Here is a 26,552-nt window from a genome sequence, read left to right on the forward strand (position 1 = left end):
ACCCCCTGTCCTCGTGGCTGTCTCCCGCGGAGCTCGGTGGCCGGTGCCACCCGCCGGTGGGGCCGCCAGGGCTGCGCGATCAGGCCCGGTCCGCGTTCGCGCCGCGCGTCCTGGCCATGCTCGGGTTCGGGCCGGCGCCGGCGTTGCAGTACCGGGTGGCGTCGCTGGCCGGACGGCGGGCCGGCCGATGACCGCCGGAGAGGGCGGGCGGGCGGCCAGGTAGGTTGCGGCCATGCACACCGTCGCCGTACTGGCGCTCGACCAGGTGATCCCGTTCGACCTGTCCGTCCCGATCGAGGCCTTCACCCGCACGCGGCTGCCCGGCGGGCGTCCCGGCTACCGGACCCGGGTGTGCGGCGAGCGGTCCGAGGTCAGCGCGGGCGCGTTCACGATAGGCGTGCCCTGGGGGCTGGACGAGCTGGAGGGAGCGGACACGATCATCGTGCCGGGCACCTCGGACCCGTTCGCGCCGCTGCCCGGTGCCGTCCGCGACGCCCTGCGCGCGGCGGCCGCGAACGGCGCCCGCATCGCCTCCATCTGCTCGGGCGCCTTCCCGCTGGCCGCCACCGGGCTGCTGGACGGCCGGCGGGTGACCACCCACTGGATCCTGGCCGAGCGGCTGGCCGCCGCCCATCCGCGGCTGGAGGTCGCCCCCGACGTCCTGTACGTGGACAACGGCCAGTTCCTCACCTCGGCCGGCGCCGCCGCCGGGCTCGACCTGTGCCTGCACCTGATCCGCCGCGACTACGGCTCGGCCGTCGCCGCCGACGCCGCCCGCCTGTCCGTCATGCCGCTGGAGCGGGAGGGCGGGCAGGCCCAGTTCATCGTCCACGACCACCCGGCCGTCCCGCGCGGCTCGGAGCTGGAGCCGCTGCTCGCCTGGCTGCAGGACAACCTCGCCGGCAGCCTGACCCTCGACGGCATCGCCGCCCACGCCGGCATGAGCACGCGCACGCTGATCCGCCGCTTCCGCGAGCAGACCGGCACCACCCCGCTGCAGTGGCTGCACCGCGCCCGCATCCGGCAGGCCCAGCATCTCCTCGAGACCACCCGGCACCCGGTCGAGCGCATCGGCGCCCAGGTCGGCTTCGGCTCGCCCACCGCCTTCCGCGACCGCTTCAAGAGGATGACCGGCGTGAGCCCCAACAGCTACCGGCGCGCGTTCGGCTCCTGAGCACTCAGGGAGATGCCCGCCCCGGCCGATCACGATCGACTGTTGTCATGACAGGCAGACTCGTGATGGCGGCGATGCTGGTCGTCGCCGCGTTCGCCGTCGCGCCCCAGGCAGCGGCGGCACGATCGGCGTGCACCTGGCGGATGCAGGCGCTCCAGGCGCCCGCCGGCGCGACGCAGCACCAGGTCGACGCCACCGACCACAACGGCGGCTACTCCGGCAGGGCCTACTTCCCCGACACCGGCTGGCGGATCGTCTACTGGAAGGACGGCCGGGTCATCGACTACGGGTCAACCGGCCATGGCACCGACCGGGTCGTGGGCCAGAACCGCAGCGGGACCATCGCGGGAACGTCCGTGACGGGCCTGTGGGGAGCGTCCGCGATCTCCTTCCGCATCCGCGACGGCAGGCGGGAGATCCTGCCCCCGCTGCCCGGCGCGGAGACGAGCAGCAGGGCCATCGGGATCACCGAGAGCGGCGACGTCTACGGTCACGCCACGGTCTGGCAGGGCACGAGCACCGTGGTCGTGGTGGTGCGCTGGCCGCACGACCGGCCCGGCGTCGTCGAGCCGGTGCCGGACATGCCCGCGGGCATGCAGGTGATCGACGTGGACCACGACGGCACCTTGCTGGTGGGGACGGACTCGACCTATCCGTGGCCGCACCTGTGGCGCGACGGCCGGCTCACCCGCCTGCCGGAGGCGCCGGACATGCAGCACGGATACGCCCGGGTCATCGCCGACGGGCTGGTGGCCGGGTCGCTCCGGCTGGGCTCCGAGCCGAACCGGCCGGCGTACTGGGACCGGAACGGGCAGCCGCACGTGCTGCCCCAGAGCGCGCTGGCGGCGCACATCAACAGGAACGGGCTCATCGTCAGCTCCCTGACGTCCACGCCGTTCCAGGTCTGGCGGTTCGGAACGCTGGTGGGCCAGCTCGGCGATGCCACCTCCGTCACGACGATCGGGGACGACGACACCATCGGCGGTACGACGCGCGGCCAGAACGCCTCGCCGGCCGCGGCCGTCTGGCGGTGTGCGTGAGATCGTAATTGTGGGGCGGTTGGGGTATGTGGTGGTGGTGTGTCCCACAATGGGGTGATGGCATACCCTCCGCAGCCCCCTCCCCAAGGGCCCTGGGGGCCTCAGGGGCACCAAGGGTACGGGCCGCCGCCACCAGCCCAGGGTGCCCCCGGCTACGGCCCCCCTCAGGCCCCCGGACAGGGCCGGCCCGGCTACGGGCCACCCCAGAGCCAGCCCGATCACGGGCAGGGCCAGGGCCCGTACGGCAACCAGGCCGGGCCACCCCCCGGCCAGTACGGCAACCAGGCAGGCCCGACACCCGGCCAGTACGGCAACCAGGGCGGCCCGCCACCCGGCCAGTACGGCAACCAGGGCGGCCCGCCACCCGGCCAGTACGGCAACCAGGGCGGCCCGCCGCCGCCCTATGGCCCTCCGCCGGGCAACCGCAACAACCCCGTGCTCATCGGCGTGATCGTCGCCCTGTCGGCGCTCCTCCTGCTCGGGGGCGGCGCCTTCGGCGCCTACGCCTACCTCAACTCCTCAGGCGGCCCCACGGCCACCCCCATCGCCCAGCCGAGCACCCCGCCGACGTCCGCACCACCGTCGTCCCCCGCGCCGTCGTCCCCAGCACCGTCGTCCCCGGCGGCGTCGCCCACGCCGACCGAGTCCCCCGAGCCGTCCAGCACGCCCAGCGACAACTCGAAGGGACCGCTCGACCACACCGAGTTCGGCAACTGGAACTACTCCTTGAAGGGCGAGAAGTACGCGGCGCGCAAGGTCGGCGGCTGGACGTACGACTCGTGCGACCCGCTGGACGCCGAGGGCGTGATGGCCGACAACAACTGCGAGAGCGCCATCCAGCTCGCCTACACCGCCTACGGCGGGAACCTCAGGGCGGTGCAGATCGTGCTGCAGTTCCCCGGGACCGGCGACGCCAAGAAGACCGCGAACCAGCTCAAGAACAGCGCCGACAGGAAGGTGGCCTGGCGCAGGGGCAGCGCTCACAGCAGGTACGCCTACGGCGCGATCTACTCGGGCGCGTACCTGAACTACGTGGTCGTCACGGTCGTCACCACCAACGAGTCGGCCAAGCCCAAGGCCAGGAAGTTCCACACCGCCATGCAGACGGACCGCGGCGTCTACTTCTTCCTGGGCCGCCAGGACGAACGGGTCGTCACGAGTTAGCCGCGGCTGTCAGTCGGCGGGGCTATCGTCCTTGGCCGTGACCGAATCTGCCTACCTCCATGAGACCCGGGTGGCCTACGACACCGTCGCCGCCGACTACGCCGAGCTTCTCCGTGACGAGCTGGACACCAAGCCGCTGGACCGCGCCATGCTGGCGGCGTTCGCCGAGCTCGTGCGGGACGCCGGGGAGGTCGCCGATCTCGGCTGCGGTCCCGGCCGCGTCACGGCGCACCTGCGGGCTCTGGGGGTGAACGCCTTCGGCGTCGACCTGTCGCCGGAGATGATCGCCGTCGCCCGCCGGAGCCACCCGGGGCTGCGGTTCGACGTGGGGTCGATGACCGCTCTGGACCTGGCGGACGAGGCCGTCGGCGGCGCGGTGCTGTGGTACTCCACCGTGCACACGCCGCCGGAGCTGCTGCCGACGGTGTTCGCCGAGGCCCATCGGGTGCTGGCTCCGGGTGGTCACCTGCTGATCGCGTTCAAGGTGGGTGACCAGCGTCGCCACCTGAGCAGGGGTTACGGTCACGAGTTGTCGCTCGACGTCTACTGGAATCCTCCCGAGCAGATCGCCGAGCTGCTGGGCGAGGCCGGGCTGGTCGTGGACGCCCGGCTGATCCGCGAGCCCGACGCGAGCGAGCGGCCGCGGTCGGGCCCGCAGGGGTTCTTCCTGGCGTACAAACCCGGCCGGGACTGATCCGATGCCACTCGCCGATCAGCCCCGGACGCTGATCCGCGCCCTGGTCGAGGGGATCTCCCCGCACGACGACCGGGAGGCCGCCGACCGCCGGTGGACGCTGGGCTGGGTGGACTCGGGCGCGCCGCTGTTCCGGGTGGCCAAGCCGGCCACACCACCGTGGCACCTCGTCGTGTACGCCGCCCTGGTGGACCGGGACCGCGCCTCGATGATGCTCGTCGACCACCGGAAGGCCAGGGCGTGGCTGCCGCCCGGCGGGCACGTCGACCCCGGCTCCGGCGGGACGGAAGCCGGCGGGCGGCGCCCCTGAGCGCGGCTACGGGCGCAGATCCACCGAGAGGTGCGCGGACAGCGCGCGGAGGAAGTCGGGCGCGTCGAAGATCTCACCGGCGGAGGCGACGCCGACCGCCCTGGTCCGCCCCGTGAGGACGCGCTCGACGGCCTCCACCACGAGCGGCGCGGTGATGGCGTAGATGTCCTGCCCCGTGGCCACGGCGCGCCGCTCCTTGCCGCCCGAGCGCACGACCACGTCCACGAGGAACGTCTGCGCCGACCGCCCCGACTCGTCGGCCGGGGCGGGCGCCGGGGCGTCCGGGGCCACGACGTCCTTGGCCGCCTCGACCGTCATGTACGTGCGCACCTCGGGGATCGACAGGTGGCTGGGGACGGTGACGACGTCCGCCATCGTGAACTCCCCGATGACGGCCCGGGGCCCGACCGGCTCGGGGAAGGGCCACTCCAGCGTCGGTGCCTGGTCGTCGCGGTACTCCAGCCGGCCGTTCGCGTACCGGACGCGCCGGCCGTCCCGCCGCTCCCGCGAGATCACGCCCGAGGCCCGAGTCCCGGCGGTGGGGTGCCAGTTGCTCAGCGCGTACGCGATGTGCGCCTCGTCGGCCGACGTCCAGTCGCCCATCGCGGCGGTGGCCAGCAGGTCGCCGAGGCCGCCGTAGAAGGCCATCGCGGGCACGATCACCGCTCCCGCGGCGCGGGCGCGCTCGCCGAAGTGCGCGAACGTGTCGGCGTTGGCCTCGATCTCGGCCGCCACGTCCAGGTAGGGGATCCCGGCGCGCAGCGCCGCCTCGATCACGGGGCCGCCGGTCGTGGCGAAGGGCCCGGCGCAGTTGATCACGGCCGCCGCTCCGGCCAGCGCGCGGTCGAGCGAGGCCGGGTCGTCGACCGACGCCGGCCGCGCCTCCAGCCCGGTCTCGTAGGCCAGCGCCTTGAGCTTGTCGGCGTCCCGCCCGGACAGGACCGGGACGAACCCGCGCTCGCGCAGCTCCGCCACCACGAAACGCCCGGTGTGCCCGTATGCGCCGAACACCGCGACCGTCTGCCCTGATCCCATGGGTTCTCCCCCGTTCTCGGATGATCCTGTTGCGAACATCCTGGCAGGGACCACCGTCCCCGCACGAGTGTCCGGAACGCCATTAGCCGTACAATTCCGGACATGCACACAGTCGCGCTGGCCGTCACCGACGGCATGCTGCACTTCGAGCTGTCCCTGGCGTACGAGGTCTTCGGGTCCGACCTGACCCACCTGGCCGATCCCTGGTACGACTTCGTGGTCTGCGGGCCGGGCGCCGTGCGTGCCGGCCGGTTCCAGCTGGAGCCCGACCACGGCCTCGACCATCTCGCGCGGGCCGGCACGGTGATCGTCCCGGGCTGGGCCGACGTGGACGTGGACCCGCCCGCCGACCTGGTCGACGCGGTGCGCGCGGCGCACGAGGCGGGCGCGCGCGTGGCCTCCCTGTGCACGGGCGCGTTCGTGCTGGCCGCGGCCGGCCTGCTGGACGGCAGGCGCGCGACCACGCACTGGGCGCACACCCGGGAGCTGGCCGCCCGCCATCCCCTGGTGGAGGTGGACCCGGACGTCCTGTACGTGGACAACGGCAGCGTGCTCACCTCCGCGGGCAAGGCCGCCGCCATGGACCTGTGCCTGCACCTGGTCCGCCTCGACCACGGCTCCTCGGTCACCAACGCGGTCGCCCGCCGCCTGGTCGTGCCGCCGCACCGGGACGGCGGCCAGTCCCAGTTCGTCACCACCCCGGTGCCCGCCCCTGGCAACCATCCGCTGGCCGAGCTGTTCCCCTGGGTGATGGAGCGGCTGGACCATCCGCTGACCGTGGACGACCTGGCCCGCCAGGCGCGGATGAGCTCGCGCAACCTGGGCCGCCACTTCAGGTCGGTGACCGGCACCACCCCGCTGCAGTGGTTGCTGATCCAGCGGATCCGCCACGCCCAGGAGCTGCTGGAGGCCACCGACGACAGCGTCGACAGCATCGCCGCGGCCACGGGCATGGGCACCGCCACGACCCTGCGCCGGCACTTCAACCGCACGGTCGGCGTGCCTCCGGACGCCTACCGCCGTACCTTCCGCTCGCGCGCCCGGACCGGACTTCTCGCCGGTCAGAGCGCTTAGGGCAGCAGCAGGCCCCAGTACAGGGCCCAGGGCAGGAACACCACGCCGCCCGCGATCAGCAGTCCCAGCCGCACCCGCTCGCCTCGCGGGGCCGCTCGCCGCCACCGCGCCGCCGTGACCGCGGTGGCGGCGACGGTCACGACCGCGACCGCCTGGAGCGCGAGCCAGAGGATCGGCCTGTCGCCCGCCATGGGCCCGGGCGCGGCCAGCTTCCCGCCCGTCATGACCACGTGGAACAGGTACGCGAACCCGCCCAGCGGCGCCACCAGCCCGCCCGCGCTCGCCAGCCGTGCCGCCCTGACCGGCGTGCCGGCCCCGCGCCGCCTGATCCGCCGGACCAGCGCCACCACGGGATACCCGCCGAACGCCACCAGGAGCAGCACCAGCGCCGCGAGCTGCACGGCGGCCGACTCCCACCAGGCGGTGGGCGGCACCCCGAAGCTGTCGCTCGCCTGCACGGGGGCCGGCCCCGACACCTGGGCCACGGGCGCGCGCCCTGAGGTCGCCTCGCGCACCCACGTCCCGACCAGCTCGGCGTAGCCGGGAGCCAGCTGGGGCAGCCGGGTGACCCCGCCGTCGGGCGTCAGGTGGGCGGCGTGGTCGGCCCCGGCGAAGAACCGGAACGCGTAGCGGCGGTTGCCGCCCTCTTCCAGGGCCCCGGCGAGGATCGGCGGCGTCTCCCTGGGAGGTGTGAGCAGGTCGTGCACGCCCCAGATGCCGAGCACGGGCTGCCGCACCTTCGCCAGGACGGGCTCCGGGTCGTGGTACGGCTCCGGGAACAGCCCGCCGTCCGCGATCACCCGGTACAGGTTGGGCTCGGCCCGGTCCACCAGCGATCCGCCGACACCCGCCTTGCGCAGCCCGGCCGCCACCGCCCAGGCCTGCTGCCGGAGCGGTTGGAGCGCGTTGGCGCCGACGAGGATGACGAAGGCGATGCCGGAGGAGCGGGTGGCGGCGATCGGCGCCACCCACCCGCCCTCGCTGAGCCCCCAGATGCCGACCTTGCCCGGATCGACGCCGGGCTGCCGCCGCAGCGTCTCGACGGCGCCCAGGGCGTCCTCGGCGAGCTGCGCGTACGACCGCTCGAACAGCGAGTACCCGACCGAGCGCTTGTCGTAGACGAGCACGGACATGCCCTGCCGGGCGAAGGCCACGGCCTCGGCCAGCAGCTTCTCCCGGGGTGTGCCGGTGCCCGCGCCGTGCACCAGCACGACCCCCGGCCGCCCGTCCGGGGCGCCGGCCGGGCTGATCACGCTGCCGCGCAGCTCCAGGTCCCCCGCGCCGCGGAAACTCACCTCGGTGGACGTCAGGTCGCCCGGCAGCCCCGGCGGCGCCGGCCGCGCGGTGGCGTAGGCCGGCATGGCGAGCGCGACTAACAGGGCGACGACCGCCGCGAAGATCTTCCTCATACTGCCGACACTAGTCTGCAGAGAGTTCTCGGCAAAGGGATGTCTGCAGATATCGTTCTGGAGGACTAGCCTGCTCCTCATGAAGGATGACGAGCCGCACCTGCTCGATGACCCCGACCGGCTCAAGGCGCTGGCGCACCCAATGCGCCGCCGCATGCTGACCCACCTGAACGTGCACGGCCCAGCCACCTCCACCACCCTCGGCGAGCTGCTCGGCGCCAAGACCGGCACGACCAGCTACCACCTGCGCCAGCTCGAGAAGTACGGCTTCATCGAGGAGATCCCCGAGCGCTCGACGGGCCGGGAACGCTGGTGGCGCCGCGCGCGGATCCCGAGGGACCTGCGCCTGCCCACCCCCGACCAGGTCGCTCCCGAGGACCGGGCGGTGCTGGAGGAGTTCCACCGGATCGGCTACGAGGAGGACCGCGCCCTGTTCGAGCGCTTCCCCGCCGCCTACCGGGCCGACCCCGGCTGGGCCAAGGGCTCGCGCGGGCTGGCCCGCATGACCCGGCAGGACCTGGACGCGTTCTACGAGGAGTACATCGCCCTGCTGCTGCGCTACAGCCGCCCGGCCGACGAGGCCCCGCCGGACGCCCGCCCGGTGTACGTCCGCCTCTTCACCCTCCCCGCGGACGAAGGCTGACGCCAGGCGGCGCCCCGTCGTCCGAAACCGCCGCTCAGCGGGTGACGGCGCAGGTGTCCCTGTTGAGCGTGAAGCGGCTCGGCAGGGACGCGTCGCCCGTGTGGCTGACGAGATAGCCCATCGTGACGCTCTGGCCGGGGGCGACGGAGCCGTTGTGGGTGGCGTTGACGGCGTTGACCATGTCACCGCTCTGGGTGAGGTCGGTGTTCCAGTCCGAGACGACGCTCTGCCCCCTGGCGAGCGGGAAGCGCAGCGTCCAGCCGCTGATCGGGGCCGTGCCGGTGTTGGTGATCGTGAGGTCGACGGTCATGCCGGTGCCCCAGGCCCGCGTGGTGTAGGCGATCCGGCAGGTCGGCGCGGCCCGCTCGAAGGAGACGCGGTGCAGGCCGCCCGGCAGGTCGTTGACGACGTAGAGCTCGCCGTCCGGCGTGGCGCCGAACGCGGTGACCTGCGTCGGCATCTGGCCGAGCTCGGCCGCGGTGTAGCCGCCGGCGCCGTTCTCGCGCAGTGCCCACACGGTCATGTAGCAGTAGTCGGCGGCGATGTAGGTGCCGCCGACCAGGTCGGCGAACTGCTTGCCGCGGTAGACCTGCCCGCCGATGACCGCGCAGCCGCCGGTGTGCGGGGAGTAGGTGAAGACGGGCTTGGTGTACGTGGCGCCGGAGCTGCACTGCGTCTCGTCGAACACCTCCAGCCCCTCGTAGCAGGACCAGCCCAGGTTCGCGCCGGCCTGCCGCCCGGCCTTGACGTGGTTGATCTCCTCCCACCGGCCCTGGCCGACGTCGCCGATCCACATGGAGCCGTCCGCGCGGTCGACGGAGAAGCGCCAGGGGTTGCGGCCGCCGTACATCCAGATCTCGGCCCGCGCCCCCGCGACCCCGGCGAACGGGTTGCCGGCCGGGATGCAGTAGGCCAGCTCGCCGCAGCTCCTGCGCACGTCGACGCGCAGGATCTTGCCCAGCAGGGTGTCCAGGCGCTGCCCGCTGTCGAAGGGGTCGCCCGCGGCTCCGCCGTCGCCGATGCTCATGTAGAGGTTGCCGTCGGTGCCGAAGGTGATCTGGCCGCCGTTGTGGTTGCTGTACTCGGCGTGCTCCTGGGAGAGCAGGGGCTCCAGGCGCGCCTCGTCCAGCCGGTACCGGGCCAGGGTGACGGCGCCGTCCGGCAGCGCGGTGTAGGCCAGGTACACGTCCTGGCTCTGGGCGAAGTCGGGGGCGAGGGCGATGCCGAGCAGCCCCCGCTCGTTGCCGGACTCGTCCACGGACGCGGTGACGTCGATGATCGGCGACTGTTCGAGGCCGGTGTCCGGGTGGTAGACGCGCACGGTGCCGCGCTTCTCGGTGATGAACAGCCGGTCCGTCCCGTCGTCGGGGGCCGCGATGGCGGTGGGGCGGCGTAAGCCGAAGGCGACCTGGGTGGTGGTGGCGTTGATCTCTTCCAGCGGCGGCACGGCGGCGGACGCCGCGGCGGCGGCCGGTGGGGCGCTCAGGGGGGCTAGCAGTGGCAGGGACAAGGCGAGCAGCACGGGGACTGCCCAGCGTTTTCCTGGCATTTCACGGCTCCAGCGGCGAGGCTTCGTCGAGATCGGACGCTATCCGCTAGGTCGCGATCACCGGAACCACGCCGCCGTCCCGAGCAGCGTCACCGGGCCGTTTCCGCCCACTGACCTGGAAGGTTGCGGCAGCGGCCCGGCGGGGCCGATGAAACGTACATCGTCGCGCGTGCGTCGGACGACCCGCCGTGCTGAGGGGCCGCCTCCTCCTTCCCCGACAGGAAGCGGCCCCAAGGTCACCACACCAGCGACGGGCGCACGAGCCTGGACCGGGATCAGTCCAGGTTCGGCCACCACCACTGGTCGTTGTCGTCCTTGACCGGCTCCTCCTTGACCGGCTCCTCCTTGACCGGCTCCTCCTTGACCGGCTCTTGCTTCACCGGCGGGCGCCTGACCGGCTCGTGCCTGCCGTGCTCGTGACGCCGCTCGTTACGCGAGTAGTTGTCGTTGTCGACGATGACGTCGATCCGCGGCATGTGGTAGCGCGGGTTGTGCAGGATGGGCTTCTCCCTGGGCACGTACCTCGTCTTGGTGACGTGCCGTACCGGCTCGGAGGGCGGGCCTCCGGCCTCGACGGCGGGGGAGCCGGCGCTCGCGCTGGCCACCCCCATGCCCAGAGGAAGGAACATGACACCGGCGACCGCGCCGGTCAGAACGAGTGCCGCGAGGCGCCCCTGGCGCGGGGCCCGCGATTGCCGAATTGAAGTGTTCACGTGCTCGTTTCCGTTCCTGGATAGATCGGCCAGAATCCGGCGTCCCCCGGCTGGGCGAGCGCCTAGACGGAAGCAGACGTACCCATGCAGATACTCTCAGTTACCTCCTTAAACCCAAACAACCCGTCAAAGCCCATAGATCTCAGCAATAACCCGGCTCCCATCGCTGGAGCGGAACCGGCAACTGGTGTCTCATGGGATGGAGTCCCCCATTCCGGAAAAGGTGACGGCCGATGCGCACCCTCCTCCCGGTCGTTCTCGCCGCCGTGCTGTGCGCGTTATCGGCCACGCCCGCCGCGGGAACGACCCCCGACGTCCCCGACGACCAGCCCCTGCCGGGCTACACGATCGACAACCCGCCCCTGCCCCCGGCCACCGTGCACGGCAAGCCCAGCCGGGTCCTGCAAGGGGTGCACGAGCACGCGGCCTTCGACATCGAGGTGCCGCCGCGCTGGAACGGCGAGCTGGTGATGTGGGCTCACGGCTACCGCGGCGACACGACGGTCCTCACCGTGGAGCCGCCCGCCTACGGCCTGCGGCAGCGGCTGCTGGAGCAGGGGTACGCCTGGGCCGCCTCCTCCTACTACGCCAACGGCTACGACGTGCGGGCGGGCGTGCTCAGCACCCGCGCCCTCGTCACGCGCTTCACCCGGGAGGTGGGGCGGCCGCACCGGACGTTCCTCGCCGGCGTGTCCATGGGCGGTCACGTCACCGTCCGCTCCATCGAGCAGTACCCCGGCGTGTACGACGCCGCGCTGCCCATGTGCGGGGTGCTCGGCGACCACGAGCTGTTCGACTTCTTCCTCGACTACCAGCTCGTCGCGCAGGACCTGGCCGACCTGCCCGCGTACCCGATCCCGGCGGACTACGCGACCTCGGTCGTGCCGAGGATCAAGGAACGGCTCGGCCTGACGGGCGCGGCCGAGCCCGGCAACGAGCTGGGCAGGCAGTTCCGCTCCATCGTGGTGAACCTCGGCGGCGGGCAGCGGCCGGGGGCGTCGGCGGCGTTCGCGTACTGGCAGGACTTCCTGTTCGGGCTGGCGGGGCCGGACGAGGGCGGCACGCTCGCGCGGGAGCCGGGCAGGGTGGCGACCAACCGCGGCACCGCCTACCACCCGGCGGCGCCGGTGAACGTCAACGCGAGCGTGCAGCGGGTCGATCCCGCCGATCCGGTGGCGCGCCGTACGGAGCGGCTGACGGAGGTCCCCGGCGTGTCCGGCCGGATCGGCGTGCCCGTGTTGTCGCTGCACAACCTGGGCGACAACTTCGTGCCGTTCTCGATGGAGCAGCACTACCGCGCCGACGTGGCCCGGCACGGCCGGTCCGCGCTGCTGGTGCAGCGCGCGATCCGCGCGGCGGGGCACTGCGAGTTCAGCGCCGCCGAGGCGGGCACGGCCTGGGACGACCTCGTACGCTGGGAGCGCACCGGCAAGCGGCCCCAGGGCGACGACGTGAGCCGCCCCGCCACCGTGGCCGACCCCGCCTACGGCTGCCGCTTCACCGACCCGTCGGCCTACCCGACCGGCACGCGGCCGCTGTACTCACCCTGCCCCGCGTGAGCCGCCGCCGGACGGCCGCCCGCTGATCCGCGATGGCCGGCCGCGACCCGTGGCCGGCCACGCGCGTCTCATCAGCCGGCCTTGACGGCGGACAGGTCGAACTCGAGCGTGATCTTCTCCGACACCATCACCCCGCCGGACTCCAGGACGGCGTTGAAGCTGACCCCGAAGTCCTTGCGGTTGATCACGGTGCCGCCCTCGAAGCCGACCCGCTTGAGCCCCATGACGTCGGTGGCGGATCCGGTGTACTCGAGCGGGATGGTGATCTCCCGGGTGACGCCGCGGATGGTCAGGTCGCCGGTCACCTCGAAGCCGTCACCGCCCACGTGCTTGATCCCGGTGCTGGTGAACGTGATGTGCGGGTGCGTGGCGACGTCGAGGAAGTCACCCGTGCGCAGGTGCTCGTCACGCTGGCCGTTGCCGGTGTCGACCCTGGCCGCGTCCAGGACCACACGGACGCTGGAGGCGGCCGGGTCCGCGGCGTCCAGCGTGGCGGTGGCCTCCACGACGGGAAAGCTGCCACGGACCTTGGTCACCATGGCGTGGCGGGCGACGAAACCGAAGCGGCTGTGCGCGGGGTCGATGGTGTAGGCGCCACCGAGCTCACTGGGGTACATGTCTGCTCCTTCAAGAACACATTTAGTTCAGTACTGGAAGATCCAGCACGACAGTACATAGATTTATTTCAGCGCGCAACAGTTGAGTAGGATGCTGGGCGTGACGAGGTGGCTGAACGACGACGAACAACGCAGCTGGCGGGCATTCGCGCAGGCCAGCCGCCTGCTGATCGACCGGCTCGACCGCGATCTGCAGAGCGAGGCCGGCATGCCGCCGACCTACTACGAGCTGCTGGTCCTGCTCTCCGAGGCGCCCCAGCGCACTCTGCGCATGAGCGAGCTGGCGCGCTGGACCCGCTCCAAGCCCAGCCGCATCTCCCACGCGGTCAACAAGCTCGAACAGAGCGGCTGGGTGCGCAGGGAGCACTACGAGGGAGACCGGCGCGGGTGGCTCGCCGTGCTCACGGACGAGGGCCTGGCCGCGCTACGGGTGGCGGCCCCGCGCCACGTCGAGAGCGTACGGGCGCACCTGATCGACGCGCTCACCCCCGAGCAGTTCCGGCAGCTCGGCGAGATCAGCCAGGCGCTCCTCGACCACCTGACCAAGGCGGAGTGAGCGGCTGCGAACACCACCATTCCCGGCTTCTCCGGAGCGGTTCTTTACCCGCACCGTATGGTGACATGCCTAGAAAGACCTAGGACACTAGCTCAATGGAGAAACCGGTGATCGAGTTCCATCTGGACAGCGGGTCGGGTGTCTCGCCGTACCAGCAGCTCGTCCGGCAGGTACGGCACGCGCTGCGGCTGGGCCTGCTGCGTGAGGGCGACCGGTTGCCGACGGTCAAGGAGGTGGTGGCCCAGCTCGCGATCAACCCCAACACCGTGCTGAAGGCGTACCGGGAGCTCGAACACGAGAAGCTCGTCGCCGCCCGGCCCGGTGTCGGGACGTTCGTCACGGCGACGCTGACCGACGCCACGCTCGCCGCGCACGGCCCGCTGCGGCAGGAGCTGCGGCGCTGGCTGGCCAAGGCCCGCGGCGCCGGGCTCGACGACGAGAGCATCGAGGCCCTGTTCATGACCACGTTCCGGAACACGGCGCAGGAGGACATCGCGTGACCGCTGTCCTGCAGGCCCAGGACCTGGGCAAGAAGTACGGCCGCCACTGGGCGTTACGAGACTGCACGATCGAACTGCCCGCCGGGCACGTCGTCGGCCTGGTCGGGCCCAACGGGGCCGGGAAGACCACGCTGCTGAAGCTCGCCTGCGGCCAGCTCGCCCCGACGTCGGGCCGGATCACCGTGCTCGGCGGACCGCCCGGCGGCCAGGCGCAACTGGCCAGGGTCGGCTTCGTCGCCCAGGACACCCCCACCTACACCGGCCTGACCGTGGCCGAGCACCTGCGGCTGGGCGCCCGGCTCAACCCCGGCTGGGACGCCGCGCTGGCGCGCGAGCGGATCGAGCGGATCGGCCTCGACCCCGGCCGCCGCGCGGGCCGGCTGTCGGGCGGCGAGCGCGCCCAGCTCGCCCTCACCGTGGGCCTGGCCAAGCGGCCCGAACTGCTGGTCCTGGACGAGCCGGTGGCCGCGCTCGACCCGCTGGCCCGCCGCGAGTTCCTGCGGGGCCTGATGGAGGCCACCGCCGAGCACGAGCTGAGCGTGCTGCTCTCCTCGCACCTGGTCTCCGACCTCGAACGCACCTGTGACTACCTGATCGTGCTCGTCGACTCGCAGGTCCGCCTGGCGGGAGAGGTGGACGAGTTGCTGGCCACCCACCACCGGCTCACCGGCCCGCGCCGCGACCCCGACCGCCTCCCCGCGGACCAGCACGTCGTCTCCGCCCGGCACACCGACCGGCAGAGCACGTTCATCGTCCGCGCCGGCGGGCCGATCCTCGACCCGGCCTGGACGGTCGGCCGGCTCACCATGGAAGACCTCGTCCTCGCGTACATGGAGCAGGCCGCCCCCGCCGCCCGCCGCAGCCGCCCCGCGCTGGCGGTGGTGCGGTGATCTGGCTGGCCTGGCGGCAGTTCCGCGCCACCGCCGCGCTGACGGCCGCCGCGCTCGGCGTGCTCGCCGCCGTCCTGGCCGTGTCCCGCACCGCGCTGGCCGAGCAGTACGCGCAGGGCATCGCCGCGTGCGCGCAGGGCGGGGACTGCGAGCGTTTCCTCGACCGGTTCTTCGACGAGCACCAGACCCCGTTCCTCGGCGTCACCGCCGCCGCCCTGGTCCTGCCGGCCCTCATCGGGCTCTTCTGGGGGGCGCCGCTGATCACGCGCGAGCTGGAGGCGGGCACGCACCTGCTGGTGTGGAGCCAGAGCATCACCCGTACGCGCTGGCTGGCCGTCAAGCTCGCGCTCCTCGGCGGGGCCGCCGCGGTGGCCGGCGGGCTGGGCAGCCTCGCGGTGAGCTGGTGGGCCACCTCGCTCGACCGGGCCGCCGCGGACTTCCCGCTGATGGGGCCGCTGGTGTTCGGCGGGCGCGGGGTCGCCCCCATCGGGTACGCGGCCTTCGCGTTCGCCCTCGGGGTGACCGCGGGGATGCTCGTGCGCCATCCCCAGCCCGCGATGGCCGTCACCCTGGTGCTGTTCACCTCCGTCCAGATCGCCATGCCGCTCCTGGTCAGGCCCCACCTGCTGCCTCCGTCCCGCGCCACCTTCGAGCTCTCACCGGGAAACGTGGACCAGCTGCTCAGAGGCCATGACGGCGCGCTGGCCGTGGCCGTGGACACGCGGGTGCCCGGCGACCCCGGCGCCTGGACGCTGTCCAGCCGGATCACCGGCCCGCCGGGCGCCGGCGTCCTCGGCGTCCCCGGCCTGGCGCCGGAGGACGGCACCCACGTCCCCGTGGCCGCGGCCTCGGGCCCCTGCAGCCTCCATGCCCAGCCGGACGGGCCTCCGGAGCGGAGCAGGGACACCTGCCTCGACGAGCTCAACCGGCTGGGTTACCGGCAGGACGTCACCTACCACCCCTCCAGCCGGTTCTGGCCGCTGCAGTGGTACGAGACCGGCATCTACACCGCTCTGGCCCTGGGGCTCATGGGGCTGTGCCTGTGGCTGGTCCGCCGGCGGCAGTTCTGAGGCTCACGGGCCGCACAGCTCGGCGAAGCGGCGGGCGTCGATGTTCCCGCCCGAGACGATCACGCCGACCCTGCGCGGCAGGCCGGTGACCCGTCCGGACAGCAGCGCCGCCAGCGGGGTGGCGCCGCTGGGCTCGATGACGATCTTCATGCGTTCGAAGGCGAAGCGCATGGCCGCGCGGATGTCGTCCTCGCCCACCAGGGCGATGTCGTCCACCAGGTGCCTGTTGATGGAGAACGTCAGCTCGCCCGGGATCTCGGCGGCCTGCCCGTCGGCGATCGTGCGCGGGACGGGGATCGACACCCGCTCCCCCGCCTCCAGCGACCGCTTGGTGTCGTCGCCCGCCTCCGGCTCCACGCCGATCATCCGGATCCGCGGCAGCAGGCCCTTGGCGGCCGTGGCGCAGCCGGCGATGAGGCCGCCGCCGCCGACCGGGACGAGCAGCGCGTCGAGGTCCTCGACGTCCTCGACGAGCTCCAGCGCGGCGGTGCCCTGGCCGGCGATGACGTGCGGGTGCTCGTACGGGGGGATCAGCGTCAGGCCGCGCTCGGCCGCCAGTGCCTCCCCGATGGCCACCCGGTCGCCGGTGTAACGGTCGTAGGTGACGACCTCGGCGCCGTACCCGGCGGTGGCCTCCAGCTTGGAGCGCGGGGTGTCCTCGGGCATGACGATCACCGCGCTGCCGCCCAGCTCGCGTGCGGCCAGGGCGGCCGCCTGGGCGTGGTTGCCGGAGGAGTACGCGGCGATGCCCCTGGCCAGCTGGTCCGGGGTGAGCCGGGAGACGGCGTTGTAGGCCCCGCGGAACTTGAACGCCCCGATGCGCTGGAAGTTCTCGCACTTGACGAAGACCTCGGCGCCCACCAGGGAGTCGAGGGTGCGCGAGCGCAGGACGGGCGTGCGGTGGGCGACGCCCTTGATGCGCGCGGCGGCGTCGTGGACGTCGTCCAGGGTGACCGGCAGTGCGTGGATCATGCTTGCTGCTCCTCCTCGTCGGCTGGACATGATCGTCTCAGGAAGGCGGCCAGGCGCGCGGCGGCGGCGTCGGGGCGGGCGCAGGGCAGCTTCCCCGCGCGCCACGGCCGCAGCCACTCGGCCGAGAAACGGACCTGGGAGAGGCGCTCGCGGTAGCCAACTGTTTCGGCACCCCCGGAATGCGGGTTACGCGTCGCACTCCGGCGAGCTCATCGAGCCGGGGCTGGTGCCGCTGGCCGAGTGGCGCAGCGAGCCCGGTGGCCTCATCCGCCAGGGCTTGGGCCGCCCGCGAGCTCTGAACCATCGTCCCCGCATTTTCGTTTGTGGCGGAATCCATGATGCCCGCGCGGCCGCCCCCGCGAAATACGATGATCGGACGAGGAGGTGGCGCCATGATGAGCGAGGAAAAGGCGCTCGACGTCGGCCCTGCCAAGATCGAGGTGGCGTACGAGCGGCTCGGCGACCCGCAGGCGCCGCCCGTGGTGCTGGTGATGGGCGCCGGCGGGCAGCTCATCCACTGGCCCGAGGGGTTCTGCGCCGAGCTGGTCGCCCGCGGCTGCCAGGTGATCAGGTTCGACAACCGCGACACCGGCCTGTCGACCCACTTCCACGACGCGCCGGAGCCCGACCTGCGGGCAGCGCTGGCCGGTGACGCGTCCTCGGCCTCCTACACCCTGTCCGACCTGGCGGCCGACACCGTCGGGCTGCTCGACGCGCTCGGGCTGGACAGCGCGCACCTCGTCGGCGCCTCGATGGGCGGGATGATCGCCCAGCAGGTCGCGATCGAGCATCCCGCCCGGGTCCGGTCCCTGACGTCGATGATGAGCACGACGGGAGCGCCGGGCGTCGGCGGGCCCGACCTCGAGGCGCTGTCCCGGATGACGGGGCCGCCGCCGGCCGCGCGGGAGGACGTGATCGAGCACTGGGTCAGAGCGTTCCTGCTCGTCGGGTCGCCCGGCTACCCGTCCGGCGAGGCCGAGCTGCGCGAGCGTGCCGCGCTCGCCTACGACCGGGCCTACGACCCGGCGGGGGTGACGCGGCAGAGCGTCGCGGTCCTCGCCTCGGGGGACCGGACGGCGCGGCTGCGTTCCGTACGCGTGCCGACGCTGGTGATCCACGGGGCCGCCGACCTGATGTGCGACGTCAGCGGGGGCAGGGCCACGGCGGAGGCGATCCCGGGGGCCGAGCTGGTCGTCATCGACGGCATGGGGCACCACCTGCCCAGGGCGTTGTGGCCGCAGCTTGCCGCCCGCATCGCCGACCTCGTCCACCGTACCGAGGCCGGCGCCTGACGCCGCCCAGGAGGCCCTCGTGAACGCCTTGCAACGACGGCTCCAGGACACGGCCGACGAGCTCGTCCGCTCCGGGGCCGAGCGCGGGCTGCAGATCGCCGTCTACCGGCACGGCGAGCAGGTCGCCGACGTCGTCGCCGGGCAGGCCGACCCGCGCACCGGGCGGCCGGTGACCCCCGACACCCCGTTCCACGTCTTCTCGGCGGGCAAGGGCATGACGGCCGCCCTCGTGCACGTGCTCGCCGAACGCGGCGCGCTCGGTTACGACACGCCGATCGCCGAGATCTGGCCGGAGTTCGCCGCCCACGGCAAGGGCGCGGCCACGGTGCGGGACGCGCTGACGCACGCGACGGGCGTGCCGGGGCTGCCGGCCGACGTCACCCCGGAGGACCTGTGCGACTGGAGCCGGATGTGCGCGCTGGTCGCCGGCGCCCGGCCGTGGTGGGAGCCGGGCACCGGGACCGGCTATCACTCCTACACCTTCGGCTACGTCGTGGGCGAGGTCGTGCGGCGGGTCACCGGCGTGCCCGTCCCCAGGGCGTTCGCGGAGGAGGTGGCGGCGCCGCTGAAGGTGGCGGGTGAGCTGTTCCTCGGCGTGCCGCGGGCCCAGCTGGGCCGGCTCGCCCGGCTCGAGGACGTTCCCGGCTACGCCGAGGCGCCCGACGGCTCGCCCTCCCTCGCGGTGGCGCCGCGCGGGGTGCGGCCGACGGCCGCGTTCGGGAACCGGCCGGACGTGCTGTCCGCGGCGATCCCGGCGGCGGGCCAGTTCACCGCCCGGGCCGCGGCCCGCATGTACGCCGCCCTGCTCGGCCCGGTGGACGGTGTCCGGCTGGTCTCCGCGCAGCGGCTGCGCGAGCTGAGCACCCCGGTCGTGGACGACGTGGACCGGGTGTTCGGCAACCGCGCGGTGCTGTCGAACGGGTACGCCGTCGGCCGACTGGGCACCGATCCCGGCGACACGCCGACCGTGTTCGGCTGGGCGGGCAGCGGCGGCAGCTACGCCTGCGCCGACACCGCCACCGGCGTGGCGTTCGCGGTCACCAAGAACCGGCTCGCCGCCGACTTCGCCACCGCCCGGACGATCAGCGCCATCGTCGCGCAGACCGCGTGAGCAGGGGGCGTGAGCCCTCGTACGCAGATCGCGTGAGCAGGGGGCGTGAGCCCTCGTACGCGGCTCACGCCCGCAGCGGGCGCAGGGCCGAGCCCCAGGCGTTGAGCTGGTCGAGGACGGCATTGAGCCGGTCCTCGTGGTGGCCGGCGGGGTTGAAGCCGTCGGTGAAGTCGGTGTGGATCGACAGGCCGACCTGGTTCGACACGGTGGCCACGCTGAGCAGGCCGAGGACGTCCCGCAGGTGCGAGATCGCCCGGGGCGCGCCGTCCACGCCGTAGCCGACGAACCCGGCCGCCTTGTTCTTCCATTCCACGTGGAGGAAGTCGAGGGCGTTCTTGAGCGCGCCCGGGTAGGAGTTGTTGTACTCGGGGGTCACGATCACGAACGCGTCCAGGGGCCCGATCCTGGCCGACCAGCGCCTGGTGTGCTCGTGCTGGTAGATGCCCGTGGCGGGGTGCTCGGGCTCGTCCAGGTTGCCCAGGTCGTAGTCCTTCAGATCGACGATCTCGTACTCGGCGTCGCCCCGCTTGACCGCCAGATCGCGGACCCAGTTCGCCACCACTTCGCCGACGCGCCCAGGACGGGTGCTGCCCAGGATGATGCCTACCTTCAGCATGTCAGTGCTCCCTCTCGGGGGTTCGGTTACTCGAAACACCGTAGGAGGAGATGCTGAGATACTGAATGCGCTGCTGTCCCAGATTTATACGTCATCGTCTCAGGCGTTAGACTCATCGCTCATGGATGTGCTGAGCGACGTGGTCGCGTTCATGCGGACGGGCCGTCCGGCCTCCACCCGCGTCTCCTGGCGCGCCCCGTGGGGGCAGTCGTTCCCCGCGCTGCCCGGGTCCGCGGGTTTCCACGTGGTGCTGCGCGGGTCCTGCTGGCTCATCCCGGCGGGCGGCGAGCCCATCGGGCTCAGCGTGGGCGACGTGGTGTTCCTGCCGCACGGCGACGCGTTCGGGCTGGCCGACGATCCCGCGCGGCCGCTGGCCGAGTCGGACTGCGCGCTGCACTCCGAGCTGTTCGCCTCGGCCGGCTTCGACGGCACCGGGGCCGAGACGGTCATCCTGTCCTGTGGTTACCGTACCGACCCCGATCGCGTCCACCCCATCCTGGGCTCGCTGCCCGCCGTGATCCACCTGCCCGCGACGCTCGGCTGCAACCCGGAGCTGAGGGCCGCCGTCGAGCTGCTGGCCGGCGAGATCGACAACCCGCGTCTCGGCGCGCACACCGTCGTGTCGTCCCTGCTCGACGCGTTGCAGCTGTACATCCTGCGGGCCTGGTTCGACAACGCCGACGAGCCGTGCACGCTGTCCGGGTGGGCGGGCGCGCTGGCCGACCCCGCCATCGGCCGCGCGCTCAACGCCATCCACAGCGAGCCCGGCCGCCGCTGGACGGTCGAGTCGCTGGGCGCGCACGCTGGCCTGTCGCGGGCCGGCTTCGCGCGCCGCTTCACGGCGCTGGTCGGGCAGTCGCCGCTGGCGTACCTGACCTGGTGGCGGCTGGCGAGCGCGGCCCGCATGCTGCGCGAGTCCGACGCGCCGGTGTCGGAGGTGGCCGAGCGGGTGGGGTACACGTCGGAGTTCGCCTTCGGCAACGCCTTCAAGCGGGAGTACGGCGTGGCGCCCGGCCGGTACCGCCGCTGCGCCACCGCCGCTTAGCCGCCGTTGGTGACGCGGCGCAGCACGTACTCGACGGGACCGTACCGGTGCGTGCGCAGCCACCAGGCGCTCAACCCCAGCAGGACCGTGTAGATCACCAGGGCCACGCCCATCACGGCGAGCGGCGACAGCCTGCCCGCCAGCGCCAGGCCGTACCCGGTGAAGACCAGGCAGCAGAGCACCGACTGCCCGAGGTAGTTGGAGGCCGCCACCCGCCCCGCGGGGGCCAGCGCGCGCCCGGTGGCGGGGAAGCGGCGGGTCACGCGCAGCAGGGTCACCACGTACGCGGCGGCCAGCAGCACCGAGGTGACCGTGCTCGTCGCCAGGCCGGCCAGCTCCCACGCGCCGGGCCGGCCGGCCGTCACCGCGAGCAGGATCCCGCCCGGCAGGCCGAGGCCGAACCCGATCCACTGGATCCGCGTCGCCAGGTGCCACCACCGCCCGGTCTCCTCCAGCAGCCTGGTCTTGCCCGCCGCCAGCCCGAACAGGAGCATGGCCAGCGCCATCGGCCCCTGGAAGGCCCAGATCATCGCGGCGAGCGGCGGGTAGAGCTCCAGTTGCAGGGTGAGCACGTCGAGCGGGCTGCCCGTGGCCAGGGCGATGGTGCGGGCCGCCGCCGCCGTGTCGACCGGCGGGGCCTGCCCGGCCGCCGGGTCGAGGGTGGACAGCGCCGCGAGGCCCGCCCACAGCAGGGTCAGCACGCCCACGATGACGGACCCGGTCACCACGGCGGTCCTCGGCCGCATGCCGCGCATCGCGAGCAGGAGCAGGCCGAGCACCGCGTACAGGGTGAGGATGTCCCCGATCCACAGCAGGATGCCGTGCGCCACGCCGATCACGAACAGCCCCAGGCACCGGCGCAACGTCCTGGCCCGCACGCTCGCGCCGGCCCGCTCCGCCGAGCGCATCTGGAGCGTGAAGGAGTAGCCGAACAGGAACGAGAAGATGATGTAGAACTTGGTCAGCACGAGGGCGGTGATGACCGAGGCCACCGGGCCGTCGGGGATGGGCGTGGTGCCGTTGACGGCGTGGCCGGGGTCGGCGAAGTAGCCGATGTTGGCCACCAGGATGCCCGCGAGGGCGAACCCGCGCACCACGTCGACCTCGTGGACCCGGCTGGCGGGCGGCGTGCGCACTTCTGTCATGAGGCCGAAGCTACGGACGGCGGGCCTGGGCGGGCATCCGACCTTGGTCTGGCTGTGAGCGACCAAAGGATCGCGGGCTGCGACGCGTCCGATGTGGCGATTGGTGGGGTAATTGGGGCAGAAGGTAAGGGGCTGCACCACAATGGGGGCATGGCATACCCTCCGCAGCCGCCTCCGCAACCGCAGCCCCACCAGCCTGGACCGTGGGGCGGCGGACAGGGCCCGGGGGCGTCGCAAGGAGGCTACGGCCCTCCCCCGGCCCACGGCCCCGCCCAGGGTCCCGGTCCCGCCCAGGGTCCCGGTCCCGCCCAGGGTCCCGGTCCCGCCCAGGGTCCCGGTCCCGCCCAGGGTCCCGGTCCCGCCCAAGGTTACGGCCCGTCCCAGGGTTACGGCCCTGCTGCCCAGGGTTACGGGCCGCAGCAGCCGCACCATGCCCCGCAGCAGCCAGGCCCCGGCCGGCCACCGCATGGCCAGGGGCCCGGTGCGGCATCGCACGGCAACCAGCCGCCACCTGGAAACCAACCGCCTTACGGGAACCAGCCCCCGTACGGTAACCAACCGCCATACGGCGCGCCCGGCCACGCCCCCAGGCCCCCGGCCAAGAGCAACAACGCGCTCATCATCGGCCTGGTGACCGGCCTGGCCGTGCTGCTCCTGGGCGGCGGCGGCTGGGCCGCGTACGCGTACCTGAGCTCCCCCGGCCCGGCCCCCAAGATCGCCATGCCCAGCAGCGCCCCGACCACCTCCGCGCCCGTACCGTCGGCCACCCCGGACACGTCGGACGAACCCGCGCCCGACCCCTCCGCGACCCCCGACGACACCCCCGCGACCTCCAAGCAGGCCCAGCCCGGCTCGCCGATCACCCACCAGGAGTTCGACGACTGGAACTTCGCCCTGGGCGGCATCAAGTTCAAGGCCGACAAGGTCGGCGGCTGGACCTACAGCTCGTGCACCCCGGTGGACGGCCAGGGCGTGCTGGTCAAGAACAAGTGCCAGCGGGCCGTGCAGCTCGCCTACTCCGCCTACAGCGGCCATCTCAAGGCCGTCCAGATCCTGATGTCCTTCCCCAGCGACCGGGCCGCCAAGACCACGGCCGACCGGCTGGCGAAGCTGACGTCGGAGGCCGTCAAGTGGCGCCAGGACAAGGCGCTCACCCGCTACACCTACGGCAAGATCCTCTCGGGGGCGTCCAAGAACTACGTGGTCGTCACCATCGTCACCGCCGACAAGTCCGCCGGCGCCAAGGCCCCGAACTTCCACGCCTACCTGCAGACCGACCACACCAGCTACTTCGAGCTGCGCGACCAGACCATCACGAGCTGAACCGTCACAGGGGGCGCGAAACGCCTGTGACCTGACGCCGATAACGTCGGCATCATGTTCGACTCGCACCACGACAGCATCGAGACCAGCTCAGCGGGGCACAGATGATCGGCGCCATCGCGGACGACTTCACCGGCGCGACCGACGTGGCCGTGGCGCTGCGCCGCCGGGGCATCCGCACCCTGCTGTACTTCGGGCTCCCGCGCCAGGGCGCCGAGGCCCCCGAGCACGACGCCGTCGTGATCGCGCTCAAGACCCGCACGGTCCACAAGGCCGACGCGGTGGCCCGTTCCCTGCGGGCGCTGCGCTGGCTGCGCGCGCACGGCGCCGCCGAGCAGGTCTACTTCAAGTACTGCTCCACCTTCGACTCCACCCCCGACGGCAACATCGGCCCGGTGCTGGACGCGCTGGCCGACGCCATGGAGGCGCCCATCGTCCCCATGACGCCGAGCTCGCCCGAGCACGGCCGCACCCAGTACAACGGCTACCTCTTCGTCGGGGACGTGCTGCTCGGTGAGTCCCACATGCGCCACCACCCGCTCACCCCGATGACCGACTCCTACCTGCCGCGCCTGCTGGAGGCCCAGAGCGCGTACCGGTCGGGGGTCGTGACGCTGCCTCACGTACGCGGGCAGGGGATCGAGCGGCGGCTGGCCGAGCTGCGCGAGCAGGGGGTGCGGTACGCGTTCGTGGACGCGCTGGAGGACGACGACCTGATGACGGCCGGTCGCGCGCTGGCCGGCGCGCCGCTGGTGGCGGGGGCGGCGGGGCTCGCGGGCGGGCTGGCCGCGGCCCGTGCGGGGGCCGGGCACGGCCAGGCGCCGGCGCCCGAGCCTTCCGGGCCGGCCGCCGTGCTGGCGGGCAGTTGCTCGGCCCGTACGCTCCAGCAGGTCCACGCCATGATCGAGGCGGGCATGCCGGCCTACCGGCTGGACGCGCTGGCCGACCAGGACGCCGACTCGCTCGCCAGCGGCGCTCTGGCCTGGTACGACTCGCTGCGCCGGGACACCGGCGCCCCCTTGATCTACTCGTCGCTGGAGCCTGCGAAGCTGCGCCGCGTCCAGGAGGCCCTGGGTGTCGAGCGGTCGGCCGCGATCCTGGAGACGGCCATCGGCCGCATCGCCCGGGGGCTGGTGGAGCGGGGCGTCACCCGGCTGGTCACGGCGGGCGGCGAGACGTCCGGCGCGGTCGTGAGCGCGCTCGGCGTGCCCGGCGGCGTGATCGGGGCCGAGGCGGCGCGCGGCGTCCCGTGGATCTTCACCCCGTCCGGGCCGGCGTTGCTGCTGAAGTCCGGCAACTTCGGCGATCCCGACCTGCTGCTGCGGGCCTCGCTCGCCGATCCCCGTAATTGATCGTTACGCTGGCTCCATATTCGCCGTCTCGGAGGAATATGGAGAGCTTCATGGCGTTTCTCCTCACCGGGGCGATCTTTTGATCCCCCGGCTGTTTTCCCGCCCCTTCGACAGCGCGTTATTCTGCGGGTTTCTCGGTGTGGCCGGTCTGCTCCTGCTCGCGGAGGCGGCCGGCCGGCTCGGGCTCGTTTCCACCGTGCAATTCCCGCTCGCCTCCACCGTGCTGGTGACCGCGGCGGGGCTGGCGGCCGACCAGGAATTCCTGCTGGACGTCGGCGCCACCTTCGCGGCGTGGGCGCTGGGGTTGTCGCTGACCGTGGCGTTCGCCGTGCCGGCCGGGCTGCTGCTCGGCAGCGTGCCGGCGGTGGAGCGGGCGCTGCGGCCGGTGATCGAGTTCCTGCGGCCGATCCCGTCCGTGGCGCTCATCCCGCTCGCGGCGTTCGTGTTCACCGAGCGGCTGGACATGAAGATCGCGATGATCATGTACGCGTCCACGTGGCCGATCCTGATCAACACCATGTACGGCCTGAGAGAGGTCGATCCCCTGGCCAAGGAGACCCTGCGGGCGTTCGGGTTCGGCCGGACGGCGGTGCTGCTGCGGGTCTCGTTGCCGAGCACGGCCCCGTTCATCGCGACCGGGGTGCGGGTCGCCGCCACGATCGCGCTCATCCTGGCCATCAGCACGGAGCTGCTCGCGGGCGGCTCCGACGGGATCGGCGCGTTCATCATCCTGGCCGGCAGCAGCCCTGACGGGCTCACGCTGACCGTGGCCGCCACCGTCTGGGCCGGGCTGCTCGGCATCGCCACGAACGGCGCGTTCGTCCGGGTCGAGCGGCGCCTGTTCCACTGGCACCCGGGAACGGCCACATGACCGTGATCCGGCACGTGCCGGCCCGGCTGGCCAGGCTGTGGGTGGTGCCGGTCGTGCTCCTGGTGTGGGAGCTCGCCACGCGGGCCATGGAGCACCCGTTCTTCCCGCCCCCGTCGGTCATCGTCGTCCACATGCGCGATCTGTGGTTCACCGGCTCCCCGGCCCGGCTCTGGCTGAACGACACCGCCCTGGCCAACTTCCCGCAGAGCCTCGGGCGGCTGCTGGCGGGATGGGTGCTGGCCGGGGTGGGCGGGGTGGTGATCGGCGTGGCGATCGGGCGCTCCCCGCTGCTCTACCGCTTCCTCGACCCGATCATCCAGTTCGGCCGGGCGCTGCCCGCGCCGGCGCTGCTGCCGATGTTCCTGGCGCTGTTCTCGACGGGCACGCGCATGCAGATCGCCACGATCACGTTCGGGATCGTGTGGCCGGTGCTGTTCAACGCGGCCGACGGGGCGCGCAGCATCGAGCCGCTGCATCTGGAGACAGCGCGGGTGTTCGGGCTCACGCGCGGGCAGCGGCTGCTGCGGATCGTCCTGCCGTCGGCGGCGCCCAAGATCTTCGCGGGGCTGCGGCTCAGCCTGTCGCTGGCGCTGATCCTCATGGTCATCGCCGAGTTCTTCAGCACCGAGGGCATCGGGTTCCAGCTCCGGGCCGCGCAGCGGGCGTTCGACCTGCCGGGCGTGTGGGGAGCGATCGTCCTGCTCGGAATTCTCGGCTATGTGCTGAACCAGGCCTTTCTGCTCCTAGAGAAAAGGGTGCTCACCTGGCATGACGCAAAAATGTAGCGAATCTGGCACGCGCTACGAGTTAAGCTCGCAGATCGGCCTT

The 26,552-nt window shown here is 72.7% G+C and carries 27 protein-coding genes; 20 read left to right on the plus strand and 7 right to left on the minus strand.

Going from position 1 to position 26,552, the window contains the following annotated elements:
- The first annotated feature begins 232 nt into the window (after positions 1–232).
- Genes ACBJ32_RS20995 through ACBJ32_RS21015 form a run of 5 tightly spaced genes read left to right on the plus strand, consistent with a single transcriptional unit; the run spans position 233 to position 4,382 of the window.
- Positions 233–1,174 carry a GlxA family transcriptional regulator gene (locus ACBJ32_RS20995; protein ID WP_375128134.1) on the plus strand — a complete coding sequence of 314 codons (942 nt, stop codon included), beginning with the start codon at positions 233–235 and terminating at the stop codon, positions 1,172–1,174.
- Between the two features lie 47 nt (positions 1,175–1,221).
- Entirely contained in the window at positions 1,222–2,214 is a 993-nt protein-coding gene (locus tag ACBJ32_RS21000; RefSeq protein ID WP_375128135.1) for a hypothetical protein, read from the plus strand.
- Between the two features lie 57 nt (positions 2,215–2,271).
- Positions 2,272–3,378, plus strand: a complete 1,107-nt coding sequence (locus ACBJ32_RS21005; RefSeq protein ID WP_375128136.1) for a hypothetical protein — start codon at positions 2,272–2,274, stop codon at positions 3,376–3,378.
- Positions 3,379–3,415: 37 nt separating this feature from the next.
- The gene (locus ACBJ32_RS21010; protein WP_375128137.1) at positions 3,416–4,072 is read left to right on the plus strand and encodes a class I SAM-dependent DNA methyltransferase; all 657 of its coding nucleotides are present in this window, start codon (positions 3,416–3,418) and stop codon (positions 4,070–4,072) included.
- Positions 4,073–4,076: 4 nt separating this feature from the next.
- Positions 4,077–4,382 carry a hypothetical protein gene (locus tag ACBJ32_RS21015; RefSeq protein ID WP_375128138.1) on the plus strand — a complete coding sequence of 102 codons (306 nt, stop codon included), beginning with the start codon at positions 4,077–4,079 and terminating at the stop codon, positions 4,380–4,382.
- A gap of 6 nt (positions 4,383–4,388) precedes the next feature.
- On the opposite strand, the gene ACBJ32_RS21020 is transcribed toward ACBJ32_RS21015, so the two are convergent.
- Positions 4,389–5,417, minus strand: coding sequence for a saccharopine dehydrogenase family protein (locus tag ACBJ32_RS21020; protein WP_375128139.1), 1,029 nt, complete (start codon positions 5,415–5,417; stop codon positions 4,389–4,391).
- 102 nt (positions 5,418–5,519) lie between these two features.
- On the opposite strand from ACBJ32_RS21020, the gene ACBJ32_RS21025 reads away from it, so the two are divergent.
- Positions 5,520–6,491: a helix-turn-helix domain-containing protein gene (locus tag ACBJ32_RS21025; protein WP_375128140.1), complete on the plus strand. Its 972-nt coding sequence runs from the start codon at positions 5,520–5,522 to the stop codon at positions 6,489–6,491.
- On the opposite strand, the gene ACBJ32_RS21030 is transcribed toward ACBJ32_RS21025, so the two are convergent.
- Positions 6,488–7,900 carry an alpha/beta hydrolase family protein gene (locus tag ACBJ32_RS21030; RefSeq protein ID WP_375128141.1) on the minus strand — a complete coding sequence of 471 codons (1,413 nt, stop codon included), beginning with the start codon at positions 7,898–7,900 and terminating at the stop codon, positions 6,488–6,490. The genes ACBJ32_RS21025 and ACBJ32_RS21030 overlap by 4 nt on opposite strands.
- Before the next feature lie 79 nt (positions 7,901–7,979).
- Between ACBJ32_RS21030 and ACBJ32_RS21035 the strand changes: the two genes are divergently transcribed.
- Positions 7,980–8,543 (plus strand): helix-turn-helix domain-containing protein, encoded by a 564-nt coding sequence (locus ACBJ32_RS21035; protein WP_357874162.1) that lies wholly within the window; start codon positions 7,980–7,982, stop codon positions 8,541–8,543.
- Positions 8,544–8,577: 34 nt separating this feature from the next.
- On the opposite strand, the gene ACBJ32_RS21040 is transcribed toward ACBJ32_RS21035, so the two are convergent.
- Complete coding sequence (locus ACBJ32_RS21040; protein WP_375128142.1) at positions 8,578–10,092, minus strand: PQQ-dependent sugar dehydrogenase; 1,515 nt, start codon at positions 10,090–10,092, stop codon at positions 8,578–8,580.
- 345 nt (positions 10,093–10,437) lie between these two features.
- Here ACBJ32_RS21040 and ACBJ32_RS21045 point away from each other — a divergent pair, with 345 nt between their 5' ends.
- Positions 10,438–10,512: a hypothetical protein gene (locus ACBJ32_RS21045; RefSeq protein ID WP_375128461.1), complete on the plus strand. Its 75-nt coding sequence runs from the start codon at positions 10,438–10,440 to the stop codon at positions 10,510–10,512.
- Positions 10,513–11,038: 526 nt separating this feature from the next.
- Positions 11,039–12,364 carry a DUF6351 family protein gene (locus ACBJ32_RS21050; RefSeq protein ID WP_375128143.1) on the plus strand — a complete coding sequence of 442 codons (1,326 nt, stop codon included), beginning with the start codon at positions 11,039–11,041 and terminating at the stop codon, positions 12,362–12,364.
- A 71-nt stretch (positions 12,365–12,435) separates the two neighbouring features.
- On the opposite strand, the gene ACBJ32_RS21055 is transcribed toward ACBJ32_RS21050, so the two are convergent.
- Positions 12,436–12,981 (minus strand): YceI family protein, encoded by a 546-nt coding sequence (locus tag ACBJ32_RS21055; RefSeq protein WP_375128144.1) that lies wholly within the window; start codon positions 12,979–12,981, stop codon positions 12,436–12,438.
- Positions 12,982–13,072: 91 nt separating this feature from the next.
- On the opposite strand from ACBJ32_RS21055, the gene ACBJ32_RS21060 reads away from it, so the two are divergent.
- The 4 genes from ACBJ32_RS21060 (at position 13,073) to ACBJ32_RS21075 (ending at position 15,997) form a co-directional block, all read left to right on the plus strand.
- Complete coding sequence (locus ACBJ32_RS21060) at positions 13,073–13,537, plus strand: MarR family transcriptional regulator (RefSeq protein ID WP_357874148.1); 465 nt, start codon at positions 13,073–13,075, stop codon at positions 13,535–13,537.
- 107 nt (positions 13,538–13,644) lie between these two features.
- Positions 13,645–14,037, plus strand: coding sequence for a GntR family transcriptional regulator (locus ACBJ32_RS21065; protein ID WP_253751191.1), 393 nt, complete (start codon positions 13,645–13,647; stop codon positions 14,035–14,037).
- A complete protein-coding gene (locus ACBJ32_RS21070) occupies positions 14,034–14,927 on the plus strand; it encodes an ABC transporter ATP-binding protein (protein ID WP_375128145.1) in 894 nt (297 codons plus the stop codon). Before ACBJ32_RS21065 ends, ACBJ32_RS21070 begins: the two co-directional genes overlap by 4 nt.
- Complete coding sequence (locus ACBJ32_RS21075; protein WP_375128146.1) at positions 14,924–15,997, plus strand: ABC transporter permease subunit; 1,074 nt, start codon at positions 14,924–14,926, stop codon at positions 15,995–15,997. Before ACBJ32_RS21070 ends, ACBJ32_RS21075 begins: the two co-directional genes overlap by 4 nt.
- Before the next feature lie 3 nt (positions 15,998–16,000).
- Here ACBJ32_RS21075 and ACBJ32_RS21080 read toward each other — a convergent pair whose 3' ends face one another.
- Positions 16,001–16,969 (minus strand): threo-3-hydroxy-L-aspartate ammonia-lyase, encoded by a 969-nt coding sequence (locus ACBJ32_RS21080; protein ID WP_375128147.1) that lies wholly within the window; start codon positions 16,967–16,969, stop codon positions 16,001–16,003.
- Between the two features lie 392 nt (positions 16,970–17,361).
- On the opposite strand from ACBJ32_RS21080, the gene ACBJ32_RS21085 reads away from it, so the two are divergent.
- The gene (locus ACBJ32_RS21085) at positions 17,362–18,261 is read left to right on the plus strand and encodes an alpha/beta fold hydrolase (RefSeq protein WP_375128148.1); all 900 of its coding nucleotides are present in this window, start codon (positions 17,362–17,364) and stop codon (positions 18,259–18,261) included.
- Positions 18,262–18,280: 19 nt separating this feature from the next.
- Entirely contained in the window at positions 18,281–19,372 is a 1,092-nt protein-coding gene (locus ACBJ32_RS21090; protein ID WP_375128149.1) for a serine hydrolase domain-containing protein, read from the plus strand.
- A gap of 64 nt (positions 19,373–19,436) precedes the next feature.
- On the opposite strand, the gene ACBJ32_RS21095 is transcribed toward ACBJ32_RS21090, so the two are convergent.
- Positions 19,437–19,988, minus strand: a complete 552-nt coding sequence (locus tag ACBJ32_RS21095) for an NADPH-dependent FMN reductase (protein ID WP_375128150.1) — start codon at positions 19,986–19,988, stop codon at positions 19,437–19,439.
- A gap of 121 nt (positions 19,989–20,109) precedes the next feature.
- Here ACBJ32_RS21095 and ACBJ32_RS21100 point away from each other — a divergent pair, with 121 nt between their 5' ends.
- Positions 20,110–21,033, plus strand: coding sequence for an AraC family transcriptional regulator (locus tag ACBJ32_RS21100; RefSeq protein ID WP_375128151.1), 924 nt, complete (start codon positions 20,110–20,112; stop codon positions 21,031–21,033).
- Here ACBJ32_RS21100 and ACBJ32_RS21105 read toward each other — a convergent pair.
- A complete protein-coding gene (locus ACBJ32_RS21105; RefSeq protein ID WP_375128152.1) occupies positions 21,030–22,178 on the minus strand; it encodes a DUF418 domain-containing protein in 1,149 nt (382 codons plus the stop codon). The genes ACBJ32_RS21100 and ACBJ32_RS21105 overlap by 4 nt on opposite strands.
- A 630-nt stretch (positions 22,179–22,808) precedes the next feature.
- On the opposite strand from ACBJ32_RS21105, the gene ACBJ32_RS21110 reads away from it, so the two are divergent.
- From ACBJ32_RS21110 to ACBJ32_RS21125, 4 genes are all read left to right on the plus strand, one after another.
- A complete protein-coding gene (locus tag ACBJ32_RS21110) occupies positions 22,809–23,501 on the plus strand; it encodes a hypothetical protein (RefSeq protein WP_375128153.1) in 693 nt (230 codons plus the stop codon).
- 104 nt (positions 23,502–23,605) lie between these two features.
- Positions 23,606–24,853, plus strand: a complete 1,248-nt coding sequence (otnK, locus tag ACBJ32_RS21115; RefSeq protein ID WP_375128154.1) for a 3-oxo-tetronate kinase — start codon at positions 23,606–23,608, stop codon at positions 24,851–24,853.
- A gap of 139 nt (positions 24,854–24,992) precedes the next feature.
- Complete coding sequence (locus ACBJ32_RS21120) at positions 24,993–25,724, plus strand: ABC transporter permease (protein ID WP_375128155.1); 732 nt, start codon at positions 24,993–24,995, stop codon at positions 25,722–25,724.
- Positions 25,721–26,509 carry an ABC transporter permease gene (locus ACBJ32_RS21125; protein ID WP_375128156.1) on the plus strand — a complete coding sequence of 263 codons (789 nt, stop codon included), beginning with the start codon at positions 25,721–25,723 and terminating at the stop codon, positions 26,507–26,509. Before ACBJ32_RS21120 ends, ACBJ32_RS21125 begins: the two co-directional genes overlap by 4 nt.
- Positions 26,510–26,552: the final 43 nt, after the last annotated feature.

This window comes from Nonomuraea sp. GTA35, assembly GCF_041950525.1.
In the GTDB taxonomy this organism is placed as follows: Bacteria; Actinomycetota; Actinomycetes; order Streptosporangiales; family Streptosporangiaceae; genus Nonomuraea.